Genomic DNA, 17,240 nt, shown 5'->3' on the forward strand with positions numbered 1-17,240 from the left:
TGACTGCTATTGATGCGGTCAGTTTTTTTGTTGATGGCATATCAAGATCACTTTCAGACTCTTTCCTGTGAAGGAAAAATGTGTGTGAGGTAAGCAAATAAATTTCGGACACACTAACTGTACATTACAGCTAGGAGGAATGTACACGTGAATGAAATTTACATGGAAATAAAAGAAGAATTGCAATTGATGAGAAAAGAGTTGCAAGAGAGACTAGCTAAAGAAGTAATGCACAAATATGATGTCGAGTTCAGCCAAGAGCTTGGATATGAAATTAAGGAAGAGATAAAGAAAAAATTGCTATTACATGATATAAAAGAGGATTTAAAGGATGTAGAACGCGCATTATTTAAAATGGAAATAGACATGTATGGTATTTGTGAAGAGACGGGGAGATTAATTTCGACAAAGCAAATGAAGACAATGCCGACTGCCCGTACGATTCATGAATTCTTCTACGAAAAGGTAAATGTATGAATACGCACAACGATATTATATTACCTTTTTAAATTTATTTTATTCTTCTATAAAGGTTCATTGTGAAAAGGTAGCAGCTATGCTAAAATTTTGAGGTACACTGTCTTTGTGGGGGAAATGAAAATGATATATTATGTAATAGCGTTATTCGTCATTGCTATCGATCAAATATCGAAGTGGTTAATTGTAAAGAACATGGAATTGGGTACGAGTATTCCGATTATCGACAATGTATTATACATAACATCACATCGAAATAGAGGCGCTGCTTGGGGTATTTTAGAAAATAAAATGTGGTTCTTCTACATTATTACAGTTGTTTTTGTAGTGTTTATTGTATTTTATATGAAAAAGTATGCGAAAACAGACAAGCTTCTAGGTATTTCGTTAAGCCTAATTTTGGGCGGGGCAATTGGTAACTTTATTGATCGTGTATTTAGACAAGAAGTAGTGGATTTCATTCACGTGTATATTTTCTCGTACAACTATCCAGTATTCAATATAGCTGATTCAGCATTATGTATTGGTGTTGTATTAATTATTATTCAAACATTATTAGAAGGCAAGAAAGCGAAGGAGTAATTGAATGAGTGAAGTAGTACAAGTAACAGTTGCAGCAGAGCAAAAAAACGAGCGAATTGATAAATTCGTTGCAGGGATAAATAACGAATGGTCACGTACGCAAGTGCAGCAATGGATTAAAGATGACGTTGTGACAGTAAACGGAAAAGCGGTAAAAGGGAATTATAAAGTAAAAGAAGAAGATGAAATTACAGTAACAATTCCTGAACCAGAAGAGTTAGATATTCAACCAGAGGATTTAAATTTAGAAATTTATTATGAAGATGCAGATGTGCTTGTTGTAAATAAGCCACGTGGTATGGTTGTACATCCAGCACCAGGGCATACAAGTGGTACACTTGTAAACGGCCTTATGCACCATTGTACAGACTTATCAGGCATTAACGGTGTAATGCGTCCAGGTATCGTGCATCGTATCGATAAAGATACATCTGGACTATTAATGGTTGCTAAAAATGATATGGCACATGAATCGCTTGTAAATCAGCTTGTAGCAAAAACAGTAACGAGACGTTACAAAGCGATTGTACACGGTGTGATTCCGCATGATAAGGGAACGATTGATGCTCCGATTGCTCGTGATAAGAAAGAGCGTCAAAGTATGACAGTTGATGAAAATGGTAAGAACGCTGTTACGCACTTCCAAGTGTTAGAACGCTTTAAAGACTTTACGCTTGTAGAATGTCGCTTAGAAACGGGACGTACGCACCAAATTCGTGTTCATATGAAATATATTGGCTATCCACTTGCAGGAGATCCGAAGTATGGTCCGAAGAAAACGTTAGATATGAATGGACAAGCACTTCATGCGGGTATTTTAGGCTTTGATCATCCTCGTACTGGTGAATATATTCAGTTTGAGGCACCGATTCCAGAAGTGTTTGAAGACGTATTAAATATTTTACGAAAATAGTATTGACAAATCATAAGAAAACTGAGATACTGACAACAGTTAAATAATGATCCTTTAACACAGCCCCGTGAGGTTGAGAAGGTAACGGTTTGAAATACTTAGGGTATGTTGTACCCTTTTTTCAAAAGTCCTCTCGCACACGCTGAGAGGACTTTTTTTATACCATTACTCTCACGCAAGAAAAAAGCTTGGAGGTGTAGAGCATGCAAGAGAAAGCTGTCGTTTTAGATGACCAAATGATTCGCCGCGCTTTAACACGAATTAGTCATGAAATCGTGGAACGAAATAAAGGTGTCGATAATTGTGTTCTTGTCGGAATTAAAACTCGTGGAATTTTTATTGCACAACGTTTGGCAGAACGAATTGGTCAAATTGAAGGAAAAGAAATGGAAGTTGGAGAGTTAGACATTACGTTATATCGTGATGATTTAACACTACAATCGAAAAATAAAGAACCACTTGTAAAAGGTTCTGATATCCCTGTAGATATTACGAAGAAGAAAGTTATCCTTGTGGATGACGTATTATATACAGGAAGAACAGTTCGAGCAGCAATGGATGCTCTTATGGATTTAGGTAGACCATCTCAAATCCAATTGGCGGTTCTTGTTGATAGAGGTCATCGCGAATTACCAATTCGCGCTGATTATGTAGGGAAGAACATTCCAACATCAAGTGAAGAGCGTATCGAAGTTGATTTGCAAGAGACAGATCAACAAGATCGAGTAAGCATATACGATAAGTAAAGCCCTTTTAAATGTAGTCCTGTGAGGCTGCCAAAGGGTCTTGGCTTTCATATGTCAAATTTGGCATACGAAAGTGTAGGACTCTTTGTGCACAGGCACAAAGAGTTTTTTTATTGCAAAGATTTAAACTGAAGGAGGATGTAACAATGGAACAAAAGCCAGTGTTAGACGTTAATGAAGTACCGAAACCGGGAAAATGGTTATTTTTAAGTATACAACATTTGTTCGCAATGTTTGGATCAACAGTGCTTGTTCCGTTTTTAACAGGATTGAATCCATCAGTAGCATTAATATCAAGTGGATTAGGAACGTTAGCGTTCCTTCTTATAACGAAAGGTCAAGTACCTGCCTATCTAGGATCATCATTCGCCTTTATCGCACCGATTATAACAGCAAAAACGGCAGGTGGACCGGGAGCAGCAATGCTTGGTGGTTTGCTAGCAGGACTTGTGTACATCTTAATCTCACTAGGAATTAAGAAATCAGGATCAGAGTGGATTATGAAATTACTACCACCAATCGTAGTTGGTCCAGTAGTAATGGTAATCGGTCTAGCTTTAGCACATACAGCAGTTAATATGGCGATGAACGGTGCGGATGGCAAATATAGCTTTACACACTTTTCAGTAGCGTTAGTAACATTAGCAATTACAATTATATGCTCGATATTTGGAAGAGGATTTTTCAGTATCATACCAGTGTTACTTGGCATTATCGGCGGATATATCTTCGCTTACTTCCAAGGGCTAGTAGACTTAAAGCCGGTAGCTGAGGCAAAATGGTTTGTTGTACCAGATTTCACAGTACCATTTGTAACATATACACCAGAGTTTTCATGGAAGATTGTACTCTTGATGGTACCAGTTGCACTAGTAACAATATCAGAACATATCGGACATCAAATTGTTCTTGGAAATGTTATTAAAAGAGATTTAATTGAAAAACCAGGTTTACACCGTTCAATCTTCGGTGACGGAGTAGCAACATTAATTGCGTCACTAATCGGTGGGCCACCGAATACAACGTATGGTGAAAACATCGGTGTGCTAGCAATTACGAGAGCATACAGTGTATACTTATTCATCGGTTCAGCAGTATTCGCAATCATGTTCGGGTTTATCGGTAAGATTTCTGCACTGATTCATTCGATCCCAACACCAGTTATGGGTGGTGTATCAATCTTACTATTCGGTGTAATCGCATCAAGCGGATTACGCATGATGGTAGATGATAAAACAGATTTAAGTGACAAACGAAACTTAATGATTGCATCAGTAATATTAGTAATCGGTATTGGTGGAGCGGTACTTCACGTAGGAGAATCATTCCAAGTAGAAGGAATGGCACTAGCAGCAATTGTAGGTGTACTGTTAAATCTACTACTACCGGAAACGAAACAAATAAAACAATCTAAGCAGATTGCTTCATAATAATAACCTTTTAATTCAGTCCTGTGAGACCGGAAAGGGTGGCTTCTTTCTTGCACCCTAGTCTCACATGACTAGGGTATTTTTATGCAAAGGTTGTTATAAAAATTCAAAAGTGGTAACATAAAAATCAGAAAGATGAGGGATGACGATGAGCCATTTGTTAACGATGAGTGAATTATCGAAAGTAGAAATTTCAGAAATCCTAAAAGATGCAGAAGATTTTGCGAATGGAAAAGAGAGCAAAACGAAAGAGCAAACTTTTGTTGCGAACTTGTTTTTTGAGAATAGTACGAGAACGAGATTTAGCTTTGAAGTTGCTGAGAAGAGATTAGGACTTGATGTTTTAAACTTTTCAGTTGATGCATCTAGCGTACAAAAAGGAGAAACTTTATACGATACGATAAGAACACTAGAATCAATCGGAACAAAAGCAGTGGTCATCCGCCACGAGCAAGATCGCTACTTCGATGAACTAAAAGATCAGGTGAATATTCCAATCTTAAACGCTGGAGATGGATGCGGAAACCACCCAACGCAGTGCCTACTCGATCTTCTTACAATTAAACAAGAGTTTGGAAGATTTGAAGGTTTGAAGATTGCAATAGTAGGAGATGTTCGTCATAGCCGAGTAGCACGTTCTAATGCAGAAGCATTAACGAAGCTTGGTGCAACAATTTACTTTGCAAGTCCAGAAGAGTGGAAAGATGAAGACAACACATTTGGAACATACAAACCATTAGATGAACTTGTTCCAGAAGTTGATGTAATGATGTTACTCCGTGTACAACATGAGCGTCATGATCATTATGAAACAGACATTATGAAAGAATATCATGAGAAACACGGATTAACAGTAGAAAGAGAAAAGCGTATGAAAGAAGGAAGCATTATTATGCATCCAGCTCCTGTAAACCGTGATGTTGAAATTGCAAGTGAACTTGTTGAGTGTGAGCGTTCACGCATATTTAAACAAATGGAAAATGGAGTTTACGTAAGAATGGCTGTACTAAAACGCGCCTTACCAAATGTATTAGGAGGAATGAAACATGAATTATTTGTTTAAAAATGGTCGTTATATGAATGAAGAAGGAAAAATCGTAGCAACGGATCTTCTCGTACAAGACGGTAAAATCGCTAAGGTAGCAGAAAATATTACGGCAGATAATGCTGAAGTAATCGATGTGAACGGAAAGTTAATCGCACCTGGATTAGTAGATGTACACGTACATCTTCGTGAACCAGGTGGTGAACATAAAGAAACAATTGAAACAGGTACACTAGCAGCGGCAAAAGGTGGATTCACTACAATTTGCGCAATGCCAAATACACGTCCGGTACCAGATTGCAGAGAACATATGGAAGACTTGCAAAAACGTATTGAAGAAAAAGCTCATGTTAACGTACTACCATACGGAGCAATTACAGTACGTCAAGCTGGTTCTGAAATGACAGATTTCGAAACATTAAAAGAACTTGGAGCATTTGCTTTCACAGATGACGGCGTAGGCGTACAAGATGCGAGCATGATGTTAGCGGCTATGAAACGTGCAGCAAAATTAGATATGGCAGTAGTTGCGCACTGTGAAGAGAATACGCTTATTAATAAAGGTTGTGTACATGAAGGGAAGTTTTCTGAGAAACACGGATTAAACGGTATCCCATCAGTATGTGAATCTGTACATATTGCAAGGGATATACTGCTTGCTGAAGCAGCAGATTGCCACTATCACGTATGTCATGTAAGTACGAAAGGTTCGGTACGTGTAATCCGTGATGCGAAACGCGCTGGAATTAAAGTAACAGCAGAAGTAACACCGCATCACCTAGTGTTATGTGAAGATGATATCCCATCAGCTGATCCTAACTTTAAAATGAACCCACCGCTTCGTGGAAAAGAAGACCATGCAGCATTAATTGAAGGTTTATTAGATGGAACGATCGATATGATTGCAACTGACCATGCACCGCATACAGCGGAAGAGAAAGCACAAGGAATTGAAAGAGCACCGTTTGGAATTACTGGTTTTGAAACAGCATTCCCACTTCTATACACAAACCTTGTGAAAAAAGGAATTATTACATTAGAACAATTAATTCAATTCTTAACAGAAAAGCCAGCTGATACATTCGGCTTAGAAGCAGGTCGCCTGAAAGAAGGTAGAACAGCTGATATTACAATCATTGATTTAGAACAAGAAGAAGAGATTGACCCAACAACATTCTTATCAAAAGGAAAAAATACACCATTCGCAGGTTGGAAATGCCAAGGATGGCCGGTAATGACAATCGTTGGTGGTAAGATCGCATGGCAAAAGGAGAGTGCATTAGTATGAAAAGACAACTTATCTTAGAAGATGGAACAGTATTAATTGGAACAGGTTTCGGAGGCGAAATCGAAAAGTCAGGTGAGGTTGTATTTACAACAGGAATGACTGGATATCAAGAAACATTATCTGATCCATCATATTGCGGTCAAATCGTAACATTCACGTACCCATTAATCGGAAACTACGGCATTAACCGTGACGATTTTGAATCCATTCACCCATCTGTAAATGGTTTAATCGTAAACGAAATTTGTGATCATCCATCAAACTTCCGTAATGAAATTTCGTTAAATGATTACTTGAAAGAAAGAAATATCCCAGGATTAGCAGGGATTGATACGAGAAAATTAACGAGAAAAATTCGTCAATACGGTACATTACGCGGACGCCTTTGTAATATGGATGCAGATGTAGAGTACATTGTAAGTCAATTAAAAGCGACAGTATTTACAGATCATGTAAAACGCGTATCAACGAAAGATCCATACCCAAGTCCAGGTCGTGGTCACCGAGTTGTACTAGTAGACTTCGGTATGAAACATGGTATTTTACGAGAATTAAATAAGCGTGACTGTGATGTAATTGTAGTTCCTTACAACACAACAGCAGAAGAAATTTTACGCCTTAGCCCAGATGGAATTATGTTAAGTAATGGACCTGGAGATCCGAAAGATGTACCAGAAGCAATTGAAATGTTAAAAGACATTATCGGTAAAGTTCCTTTATTCGGAATTTGCCTAGGACATCAATTGTTCGCTCTAGCATCAGGTGCAAATACAAGTAAGTTGAAATTTGGTCACCGTGGTTTAAACCATCCAGTAAAAAATCTTGCAACTGGAAAAGTAGCAATTACATCTCAAAACCACGGATACGCAGTAGAAGAAGAATCAGTTGAAAATACAAATCTTGAAATTACACATGTTGCTTTAAACGATGGAACGGTAGAAGGTCTTCGTCATAAGAAGTTCCCAGCATTTACAGTACAATACCATCCAGAAGCTTCAGCGGGACCAGAAGATGCAAATGATTTATTCGAAGATTTCTTAACAATGATTGAAAACTTCAAGAAAGAAGGGGAAGAGTTATGCCAAAACGCCTAGACATTAACACAATTTTAGTAATCGGATCAGGACCAATTGTAATTGGGCAAGCAGCGGAGTTTGACTACTCTGGTACACAAGCTTGTCAATCTCTTAAAGAGGAAGGTTACAAAGTAATCCTTGTTAACTCTAACCCAGCAACAATTATGACGGATACTGCAACAGCAGATAAAGTATACATCGAGCCATTAACATTAGAATTCGTAAGCCGTATTATTCGTAAAGAACGTCCTGATGCAATCCTACCAACATTAGGTGGTCAAACAGGTTTAAACATGGCTGTTGAACTTGCAAAATCAGGCGTACTTGACGAGTGCGGAGTTGAAATTTTAGGAACAAAATTATCAGCAATCGAGCAAGCGGAAGATCGTGATTTATTCCGTACATTAATGCAAGATTTAAATGAACCAACACCACCAAGTGAAATTATTCATAACCTTGATGAAGCATATGGATTTGTAAATGAAATTGGTTACCCAGTAATCGTTCGACCAGCGTTCACATTAGGAGGAACGGGCGGCGGAATTTGCCATAACGAAGAAGAGCTAATTGAAATCGTAACAAGTGGTTTAAAACATAGTCCAGTAACACAATGTTTATTAGAGAAAAGTATTGCTGGCTGTAAGGAAATTGAATATGAAGTAATGCGTGATTCAAATGATAACGCGATTGTAGTATGTAACATGGAAAACATCGATCCAGTTGGTGTTCACACAGGTGATTCGATTGTAGTAGCACCGAGCCAAACGCTAAGCGACCGTGAATATCAAATGTTACGTAACACTTCATTACGAATTATTCGTGCACTAGGAATTGAAGGCGGATGTAACGTTCAGCTTGCGCTTGATCCATATAGCTTCCAATACTATGTAATCGAAGTAAATCCACGTGTAAGTCGTTCATCTGCACTAGCATCTAAAGCAACTGGATATCCAATTGCGAAATTAGCAGCAAAAATTGCAGTCGGCTTAACGTTAGATGAAATTGTAAACCCAGTAACACAAAAAACTTACGCTTGTTTCGAGCCAGCGTTAGACTATGTTGTTTCAAAAATTCCACGTTGGCCGTTTGATAAGTTTGAATCAGCGAACAGAACGCTTGGAACACAAATGAAAGCAACTGGTGAAGTTATGTCAATCGGACGTAACTTAGAAGAATCATTACTAAAAGCAGTTCGTTCTTTAGAGCTTGGCATTTATCACTTAGAATTAGACCACTTAAAAGAACTTGATAAAGAAACGATGAAAAAACGTATCATTAAAGCGGATGATGAACGACTGTTTATTGTAGCAGAAGCAATTCGCCAAGGTGTAACGAAAGAAGAAATCAATGAATGGTGTGAAATGGACTTCTTCTTCTTACAAAAAGTTGAAAACATCGTAAATATGGAACGTGAAGTAAAAGCGAACGTAGGAAATATGGAAGTACTACAAACTGCAAAAGAAATGGGCTTCAGCGATCACTACATTGCAGCAGCTTGGAACAAAACGGAGCGCGAAATTTACGATATGCGTAAAGAAAATAATATGATGCCAGTATTCAAAATGGTAGATACTTGTGCGGCAGAGTTTGAATCTGCAACGCCATATTACTACAGCACATATGCGGACGAAAATGAATCGATTGTAACAGATCGTAAGAGTGTAGTAGTTCTAGGATCTGGTCCGATCCGCATTGGTCAAGGTGTTGAGTTTGATTACGCAACAGTTCACTCAGTATGGGCAATTAAAGAAGCTGGATATGAAGCAATTATCATTAACAACAACCCAGAAACAGTTTCAACAGACTTCAGTATTTCTGACAAATTATACTTTGAACCATTAACGATTGAAGATGTAATGCACATTATCGATTTAGAAAAACCAGAAGGTGTTATCGTTCAGTTCGGTGGACAAACGGCAATTAACTTAGCAGCGAAACTAGAAGAACACGGTGTGAAAATTTTAGGAACATCACTTGAAGACTTAGACCGTGCAGAAGATCGTGATAAATTCGAAGCTGCTTTAACAAAACTTGGCATCCCGCAACCAGTTGGTAAAACAGCAACGACTGTAGAACAAGCGGTAGCAATCGCAGAAGAAATTGGTTACCCAGTATTAGTAAGACCATCTTACGTACTAGGTGGACGTGCAATGGAAATCGTATATCGTCAAGAAGAACTGCTGCACTACATGAAAAATGCAGTTAAAGTTCATGCAGATCACCCAGTATTAATCGACCGTTACATGGTTGGTAAAGAAATTGAAGTAGATGCAATTTCGGATGGTGAGAATGTATTCATTCCAGGTATTATGGAACATATTGAACGCGCTGGAGTTCACTCTGGTGACTCAATTGGAGTATATCCACCACAAAGTTTATCTGAAAAACTAAAAGAACAAATCATTGAACATACAATTGCACTTGGAAAAGGATTAAACATTGTTGGATTACTAAATATCCAGTTTGTAGTATTCAAAGATCAAGTGTACGTAATTGAAGTAAATCCACGTGCAAGCCGTACAGTACCGTTCTTAAGTAAAATTACAGGCGTACCGATGGCGAATGTTGCAACGAAAGTTATTTTAGGGCAAGACCTAGTAGAGCAAGGATACGGAACTGGCTATCACCCAGAAGAGAAAGAAGTATATGTAAAGGCTCCGGTATTCTCATTCGCGAAACTACGCTCAGTTGATACAACATTAGGACCTGAAATGAAATCAACAGGGGAAGTAATGGGTAAAGACTTAACGCTTGAAAAAGCATTATATAAAGGATTAGTTGCTTCTGGAATTAACATCCCAACGCACGGCTCAGTAATCATTACTGTAGCGGATAAAGATAAAGAAGAGGCAATGGAAATTGCAAAACGTTTCCACGAAATCGGCTATAACTTATTAGCAACAGCTGGAACAGCACAATCGTTAGCAGAGCAAAATATCCCAGTACAAGTTGTAAACAAAATTGATTCTGAAGACTACAACTTACTAGATATTATCCGTCAAGGAAAAGCACAGTTTGTAATTAACACATTAACAAAAGGTAAACAACCAGCGCGTGATGGTTTCCGCATTCGCCGTGAATCAGTAGAAAATGGTGTGGCTTGCTTAACATCACTTGATACAACGAGAGCAATCTTACGAGTATTAGAATCTATGACATTCTCAGCTCATTCAATGAAAGAAATTACGCAAACAAAGCGTCACGAGGTGGTACATGCATGATGCAAAAGCAAAATATGATCGTCGTTAATCAAAAAGAAATCGCAAAAAATATTTACGAATTAGTGCTTCAAGGAACGTTAGTACAGCAAATGAACGAACCAGGGCAGTTTGTACACATTAAGGTAGCAGAGGGCATTGCGCCCCTTCTGCGCCGCCCAATTAGTATTTGTAATGTAGATCAAGAGAAGAACGAATTTACAATGCTATATCGTGCAGAAGGACAAGGGACAAAAACATTAGCAACTAGAAAACAAGGTGAAATGGTAGACGTACTAGGACCGCTAGGACATGGTTTTCCTGTAGAAGAAGCAGAAGCTGGTCAAACAGCTTTACTAGTAGGCGGGGGAATTGGTGTACCACCACTTTATGAATTATCACAGCGCCTCGTTGCAAAAGGGGTACGCGTAATTCACATCTTAGGTTTTCAAACGAAAGATGTAGTTTTCTATGAAGAAAAATTTGCAGAACTTGGTGATACGTACGTTGCGACAGTAGACGGTACACACGGTACAAAAGGATTTGTCACAGATGTAATTGATAATTACGGAATTGACTTTGATATTCTTTATTCATGTGGTCCGTTAGCGATGCTTCGTGCATTAGAAGGACGTTACAAAGAGAAAAAAGCTTATATTTCTTTAGAAGAACGTATGGGCTGTGGTATTGGAGCTTGTTTCGCATGTGTATGCCACTTACAAGAAGATCCAAGTGGACATTCTTACAAGAAGGTGTGTAGCGACGGACCAGTATTTCCAATCGGGGAGGTTGTACTATGAACAGATTGCAAGTTGAATTACCAGGATTATCATTAAAAAATCCAATTATACCGGCATCTGGATGCTTTGGGTTTGGTCGTGAATATGCACAGTTTTACGATTTAAGTGTACTAGGATCAATCATGATTAAAGCGACGACAGAACAACCACGTTATGGAAATCCAACGCCTCGTGTTGCTGAAACACCGGGCGGTATGTTAAATGCAATCGGACTTCAAAACCCGGGATTAGACAAAGTAATGAATTCTGAATTACCATGGTTAGAACAATTTGACCTTCCAATTATTGCGAACGTTGCAGGCTCACAAGCTGAGGATTACGTAGCGGTTGCGAAGGAAATTTCTAAAGCGCCTAATGTCCATGCACTAGAATTAAATATTTCTTGTCCGAACGTAAAAACAGGTGGTATCGCCTTTGGTACAAATCCTGAAATTGCTGCTGATTTAACGAAGCGAGTAAAAGAGGTTTCTGAAGTACCTGTATACGTGAAGTTGTCACCGAATGTGGCAAACATTGTGGAAATTGCAAAAGCGATTGAAAATGCAGGTGCAGATGGTTTAACGATGATTAATACATTGCTTGGTATGCGTCTAGATTTAAAAACAGCTAAACCAATTTTAGCAAACCGTACAGGTGGATTATCAGGTCCTGCGATTAAGCCAGTAGCAATTCGTATGGTACATGAAGTAAGCCAAGCGGTAAACATTCCGATTATCGGAATGGGTGGTATTGAGACAGCGGAAGATGTAATTGAATTCTTCTATGCTGGCGCAAGCGCAGTTGCAGTAGGTACAGCGAACTTTATTGATCCGTTCGTATGTCCGACAATTATTGAAGAGTTACCAGCATTACTAAATGAATTAGGATTTGATCACATTTCGGAATGTCAAGGAAGGAGCTGGAAGCAAACATGTCACAGTCGTTAATCGTTGCATTAGATTTTCCAGGGAAACAAGATGTAGAACAATTCTTGCGCCACTTTGAAGGGGAAAGGTTATTTGTCAAAGTTGGTATGGAGTTATTTTACAAAGAAGGCCCTGCGATTATTACGTACTTAAAAGAAAAAGGACATAAGATTTTTCTAGATTTAAAACTTCATGATATTCCGAATACAGTAAAAAGCGCTATGCGTAGCCTAGCTAGTCTAGATGTTGATATGGTAAATGTTCATGCTGCTGGGGGAAGCAGTATGATGAAAGCTGCGATTGAGGGATTAGAGGAAGGTAAGCAAGAAGGAAAAGAGAGACCGATTTGTATTGCAGTTACACAACTAACAAGCACTTCGGAAGCTATGATGAAAAAAGAGATCGGCATTGAGAAAACGTTAGAAGAAGCGGTTGCTCATTATGCAAAACTAACGAAAGAAAGTGGACTTGATGGCGTTGTTTGTTCAACACTTGAAGTTCCAAAATTACGTGAAGTATGCGGAAATGAATTTGTAACAGTAACACCGGGGATTCGTCTTGCAAGTGATGATGTAAATGACCAGGTGCGCGTAGCAACACCGAAACGTGCGAGGGAACTTGGCTCAAGCTACATCGTAGTTGGACGTAGTATTACAAAAGCAGAAAATCCGCTTGAAGCGTATAAAACAGTAAAACAACAGTGGGAAGGTGTAACAGTATGAAAAAAGAAATCGCATCGCATTTATTAGAAATTGGAGCAGTATTTTTACAACCGAATGATCCATTCACATGGTCTTCAGGTATGAAATCACCAATTTATTGTGATAACCGTTTAACTTTATCTTATCCAAAAGTACGTCAAGCGATTGCAGCTGGATTAGAAGAGTTAATTAAAGAGCACTTCCCAACTGTAGAAGTTATTGCAGGAACAGCAACTGCTGGTATTGCGCACGCTGCATGGGTAAGCGATCGTATGGATTTACCAATGTGCTACGTACGTAGTAAAGCAAAAGGTCACGGTAAAGGGAACCAAATCGAAGGAAAAGCTGAAAAAGGTCAAAAAGTAGTAGTAGTAGAGGACCTAATTTCAACTGGCGGTAGTGCAATTACATGTGTAGAAGCACTTCGCGAAGCTGGCTGTGAAGTATTAGGGATCGTATCAATCTTCACATACGAGCTAGAAGCAGGAAAAGAAAAGTTAGAAGCAGCGAACGTAGCATCATATTCTTTAAGTGATTACAGTGCATTAACTGAAGTTGCAGCAGAAAAAGGTATGATTGGACAAGCTGAAACGAAGAAATTACAAGAGTGGCGTAAAAATCCAGCTAACGAAGCTTGGATCACAGCGTAACACGAAAAAAGACGACCGCGGGGGAACGCGGTCGTTTTTTTATATCATTGTTATAATTTCAAGTAAAGTTCCATTAATATCAAAGAAAATCATATTACAATCTCCTTAACTACTTAGCGCTTTCTGCAAGCTTATATCCTCTTACAAACAATAGAGTCACATAAGAAACAATAAATGAGAAAATGCTATACATGCCGACCCAAAAGAAAAATTTTGGAGTAAAGGCGATAACACCTATTATTAAAAAACTAGCAAACGTTACAATCGGCATTACGTAATACGTTTTCGTCTTGCGCGTTCCAATAACAGAAACGATAAAGATAAGTAACGGACAAATTAATAAGACGAAAATCAATTCATTCATAGTTATGTCCCCTTTTCTAATTGAAGTAATCTGTTTCTCGTAAACGTTTTGAAAAAATTACTCTCCTAATATAATTTCGCTAAGGGATAACGAATCCCTGTTGAAAACCAGTAATTCATGATGAATTTTACAAGAAAAAACGTAAGCAAGAGAACACTTGCTTACGTTATAAAATAAACATCGCAAAGATAGTGGTGACAATTAAACCGATAATAACAGGTAAAAAGTTTCGGCGTGCAAGTTCAAATGGATCTACCTTGCAAATTGCAGCAGCAGGAATAAGCGCCCAAGGAATTAACGTCCCGCCCCCGGTCCATATAGCTGCAATTTGCCCGAGTGCTGTTAATGTAGCTGTTCCATGGCCAAGTGCTGTTCCAAAAAGATTGGCAATGGAACCAGCAAGTGATATACCTGAAAAACCTGATCCATCTAAGCCGGTAATGACACCAACGATGGTTAATGTCCCTGCCGATACATATTGATTTAAAGGAACAGTTTGAGATAAAGCGATGCCTAAGTCGTTAATGATTCCGTGTGAACCTTTCGGTAAATAGTCACCGATAATTTTTACAAATCCACTATCTCCTAAATAAAAGAGTGCAGCGATAGGAATAACTGGTCCGAAAATTTTAAAGCCAAATTGGAGCCCTTCTATGAAATAATCGGTCGTTTTATTCAGTCCATTTCCTTTGTAGGCGATGAGGGAAATGATGATAATCATAATAACAGTCGTTCCGCCGATAAGTGCAGTTGCGTCGCTTCCTTGTAATTTAAATTGAATCATGCAAAGGATATCAATGATATATATGATAGGGATACAAATAGCGAGCCATTTTTTTATGCGAGGAGATAATGAAGTGAGCGTTTTAGAAAACTCAGTTGATGGAATAGCTTCTTGTATAGATAAGCCTGTATGAAACTCTTTTCGTAAGAAGAAAAAAGCGACAGAAGTTGTCACAATGCCCATAACGATAACGAGTGGAACACTTGCAGATACGACGCTGGAAACAGGGAGACCAGCCGCGTCTGCAGTTAATTTCGGTGCACCTTGAATAACGAAGTCTCCAGATAAGGCGATGCCGTGTCCAAATAAGTTCATAGCAATTGCAACCCCAATTGGAGGAAGGCCGACACGTACAGCAACCGGTAATAAAATAGCTCCCATTAAGGCGACAGCTGGAGAAGGCCAAAAGAAGAAAGAAATGGTCATCATTAAAAGGCCGATAATCCAGTAGGCGAGTGTAGGTGTACGAATCATTTTTGTAAATGGTGAAATCATCGTATCATTTATGCCAGTATGAACGAGTAAATTGCTCATTGATACGATAATGGAGATGATTAATATAGTTGGTAATAGCTCAGTAATGGCGTAAATGAAACTTTGAAAAATTCCGCTAATGGCAAGAGGGATAGAACTTGTTGCAGTTAATGCTAATAAAAAGATAAAAACAATACAGATGATAGTCGTATCTTTTCGGAGAATAAAAAAGGTAATAATAGTGAGTAAACAAATAATGTAGAGAGCGTGTAATAGCGTTAATTCAACTCCCATAACATTCACATCCTTTAGGCATTCGTGTAGTTTATTGTATGAAAGCAATGAAAGTATGTGAGTATAGGAAAAAGAAAAAAGTAAAATTTCATGTACTGTAATGGTAAGAACGATAAATGGATGTTACAATACAAATAATCCTAAAAATGGAATTCGAGGAGGGCTTATGCGCAAAAAAATTGGGTTTTGGGGATTTACTATATCTTGTAGTCTATTAATCACTTTAAATTTGTTTACAAACAATGAATGGATCAGTATCATACCTGTTTTCGGCTTTGTTTTTGTACTGTTATATAACTGGAATGATATGAAACAATATAGTAAGAAAAGTATCGGAATTATGATAGGTGTCATTGTTGTTTGCTCATTTTTTATAGGAGTTATTTTAATAGAAGGACAGAAACGAATGGAAAAAATCTCTATTTTTCAAGAATGGATGTCGTCTGCAAAAGGTCTTTATATTGTAATTGTCGTTGTTATTTTTCTGAAAATTGTTATAAGCATAGCAAGTTACATATTAAAGGAGAAGTAGAATGGGGAGTATGAATGAGAGAGAAAATAGGGTATTATGGTGTGCTCGTTTGTTTACTATTATCAGTTATTTCAGGGCAATTTCTTAAAAGTGAATGGATACCGATTATATTATGTATAGGAGCATTGATTTTTGCACCTATGTATCGCTGGAAGGAATGGAAAGTATATAGTCGAAAGAAGAAAATTGTTTTCAGCATTGAGTTTGTCATTATAATCAGCACAATTCCGTTTTTGCTATTGAAAGGAAATGAGATACTAGATGGAATTGTAATGTTTCAAGGGTGGTTATTTATTGTGAAAATGCTGTATTTAATATGTATATTAATGTCGGTAGTGGTAATCGTTAAAAAAGTAAACGAAAAGTTATTCGTTAATGAATAAAAGAAAATGCCACCTTATTCGGTGGCATTTTCTCATTTTACTGAATGAGATTTTTGCATTTTTTTAATTAAACGAATTTGTCCGCGATGATTGATTTCATCTTCAAAAACGTGAAACCATTTAAAGTAGTTGTTAGCTGGTTTGTCATACCAAAAGTCTGTTGTTTTAAACAGCCATTCATCAGGTAATGATTGAAATGTTGCAATCGTTTTGGAACGTACTTCTTGTAATGTATTGATGTAAAATTTTATAGATTTTCCTTTTATTTTCTCGCGTCCAAGGTTCCCTAACTCAATAGCAGGTAACCAATGTTCTAATTCAGCTTCCGTCGGTTCACGGTCTTCAAAGGTATGAATTTGGTAGTAAAATTCAATAGCAGCCATATGGTACAATAACATACCAATTGAATTTGCGTCCTTATCATATAAATAATCAAGTTCTTCAATTGTTAAACCTTCCACTGCTTGCATTGTTGTATAGCGAGCGTAATTCATCATGGAAACAAGATTTGAAAATTCTCCTTGTAAACCCTCTATTTTCTCAATTATAAAATTCAATTAAAATTCCCCCTCTTTAAATGAATACTCCAGAGAAGGAAT

The 17,240-nt window shown here is 37.9% G+C and carries 18 protein-coding genes; 15 read left to right on the forward strand and 3 right to left on the reverse strand.

Annotation, left to right across the window (positions count from 1 at the left end; translation table 11 throughout):
- Positions 1–147 precede the first annotated feature (147 nt).
- From HMPREF1014_RS04990 to pyrE, 13 genes are all read left to right on the forward strand, one after another.
- Entirely contained in the window at positions 148–477 is a 330-nt protein-coding gene (locus HMPREF1014_RS04990; protein ID WP_001002956.1) for a TraR/DksA C4-type zinc finger protein, read from the forward strand.
- A gap of 123 nt (positions 478–600) precedes the next feature.
- On the forward strand, positions 601–1,059 hold the full coding sequence (gene lspA / locus HMPREF1014_RS04995) for a lipoprotein signal peptidase LspA (RefSeq protein ID WP_000642184.1): 459 nt from the start codon (positions 601–603) through the stop codon (positions 1,057–1,059).
- Positions 1,060–1,063: 4 nt separating this feature from the next.
- Positions 1,064–1,972 (forward strand): RluA family pseudouridine synthase, encoded by a 909-nt coding sequence (locus HMPREF1014_RS05000; RefSeq protein WP_000005830.1) that lies wholly within the window; start codon positions 1,064–1,066, stop codon positions 1,970–1,972.
- A gap of 203 nt (positions 1,973–2,175) precedes the next feature.
- Positions 2,176–2,718, forward strand: coding sequence for a bifunctional pyrimidine operon transcriptional regulator/uracil phosphoribosyltransferase (gene pyrR, locus HMPREF1014_RS05005; RefSeq protein ID WP_001156491.1), 543 nt, complete (start codon positions 2,176–2,178; stop codon positions 2,716–2,718).
- A 146-nt stretch (positions 2,719–2,864) separates the two neighbouring features.
- On the forward strand, positions 2,865–4,148 hold the full coding sequence (gene uraA / locus HMPREF1014_RS05010; protein ID WP_000435928.1) for a uracil permease: 1,284 nt from the start codon (positions 2,865–2,867) through the stop codon (positions 4,146–4,148).
- Between the two features lie 148 nt (positions 4,149–4,296).
- Positions 4,297–5,211 (forward strand): aspartate carbamoyltransferase, encoded by a 915-nt coding sequence (gene pyrB / locus HMPREF1014_RS05015; protein WP_000018869.1) that lies wholly within the window; start codon positions 4,297–4,299, stop codon positions 5,209–5,211.
- Positions 5,195–6,481: a dihydroorotase gene (pyrC, locus tag HMPREF1014_RS05020; protein WP_001108366.1), complete on the forward strand. Its 1,287-nt coding sequence runs from the start codon at positions 5,195–5,197 to the stop codon at positions 6,479–6,481. Before pyrB ends, pyrC begins: the two co-directional genes overlap by 17 nt.
- The gene (locus tag HMPREF1014_RS05025; protein WP_000828683.1) at positions 6,478–7,575 is read left to right on the forward strand and encodes a carbamoyl phosphate synthase small subunit; all 1,098 of its coding nucleotides are present in this window, start codon (positions 6,478–6,480) and stop codon (positions 7,573–7,575) included. Before pyrC ends, HMPREF1014_RS05025 begins: the two co-directional genes overlap by 4 nt.
- Positions 7,560–10,778, forward strand: coding sequence for a carbamoyl-phosphate synthase large subunit (gene carB / locus HMPREF1014_RS05030; protein WP_001126100.1), 3,219 nt, complete (start codon positions 7,560–7,562; stop codon positions 10,776–10,778). The genes HMPREF1014_RS05025 and carB overlap by 16 nt, the downstream gene beginning before the upstream one ends.
- Positions 10,775–11,554, forward strand: coding sequence for a dihydroorotate oxidase B electron transfer subunit (gene pyrK, locus HMPREF1014_RS05035; RefSeq protein WP_000983359.1), 780 nt, complete (start codon positions 10,775–10,777; stop codon positions 11,552–11,554). The genes carB and pyrK overlap by 4 nt, the downstream gene beginning before the upstream one ends.
- Positions 11,551–12,480: a dihydroorotate oxidase B catalytic subunit gene (pyrD, locus tag HMPREF1014_RS05040; RefSeq protein ID WP_001081050.1), complete on the forward strand. Its 930-nt coding sequence runs from the start codon at positions 11,551–11,553 to the stop codon at positions 12,478–12,480. The genes pyrK and pyrD overlap by 4 nt, the downstream gene beginning before the upstream one ends.
- Complete coding sequence (pyrF, locus tag HMPREF1014_RS05045) at positions 12,465–13,181, forward strand: orotidine-5'-phosphate decarboxylase (RefSeq protein ID WP_000083506.1); 717 nt, start codon at positions 12,465–12,467, stop codon at positions 13,179–13,181. Before pyrD ends, pyrF begins: the two co-directional genes overlap by 16 nt.
- Entirely contained in the window at positions 13,178–13,810 is a 633-nt protein-coding gene (pyrE, locus tag HMPREF1014_RS05050) for an orotate phosphoribosyltransferase (protein WP_000711449.1), read from the forward strand. Before pyrF ends, pyrE begins: the two co-directional genes overlap by 4 nt.
- A 109-nt stretch (positions 13,811–13,919) precedes the next feature.
- Here pyrE and HMPREF1014_RS05055 read toward each other — a convergent pair whose 3' ends face one another.
- Together HMPREF1014_RS05055 and HMPREF1014_RS05060 are read right to left on the reverse strand one after the other, a co-directional pair.
- Positions 13,920–14,174, reverse strand: a complete 255-nt coding sequence (locus HMPREF1014_RS05055; protein WP_001003936.1) for a YbeF family protein — start codon at positions 14,172–14,174, stop codon at positions 13,920–13,922.
- 166 nt (positions 14,175–14,340) lie between these two features.
- Complete coding sequence (locus HMPREF1014_RS05060; protein ID WP_000537868.1) at positions 14,341–15,726, reverse strand: hypothetical protein; 1,386 nt, start codon at positions 15,724–15,726, stop codon at positions 14,341–14,343.
- Between the two features lie 166 nt (positions 15,727–15,892).
- Between HMPREF1014_RS05060 and HMPREF1014_RS05065 the strand changes: the two genes are divergently transcribed.
- Both HMPREF1014_RS05065 and HMPREF1014_RS05070 read left to right on the forward strand, forming a co-directional pair.
- Entirely contained in the window at positions 15,893–16,258 is a 366-nt protein-coding gene (locus tag HMPREF1014_RS05065) for a YoqO family protein (protein ID WP_001227566.1), read from the forward strand.
- A gap of 14 nt (positions 16,259–16,272) precedes the next feature.
- Positions 16,273–16,641 (forward strand): YoqO family protein, encoded by a 369-nt coding sequence (locus HMPREF1014_RS05070; RefSeq protein ID WP_001208257.1) that lies wholly within the window; start codon positions 16,273–16,275, stop codon positions 16,639–16,641.
- A gap of 32 nt (positions 16,642–16,673) precedes the next feature.
- Here HMPREF1014_RS05070 and HMPREF1014_RS05075 read toward each other — a convergent pair whose 3' ends face one another.
- Positions 16,674–17,198 (reverse strand): DinB family protein, encoded by a 525-nt coding sequence (locus HMPREF1014_RS05075; RefSeq protein ID WP_001009251.1) that lies wholly within the window; start codon positions 17,196–17,198, stop codon positions 16,674–16,676.
- Between the last annotated feature and the right edge of the window lie 42 nt (positions 17,199–17,240).

Source organism: Bacillus sp. 7_6_55CFAA_CT2 (genome assembly GCF_000238655.1).
Taxonomy (GTDB): domain Bacteria; phylum Bacillota; class Bacilli; order Bacillales; family Bacillaceae_G; genus Bacillus_A; species Bacillus_A cereus.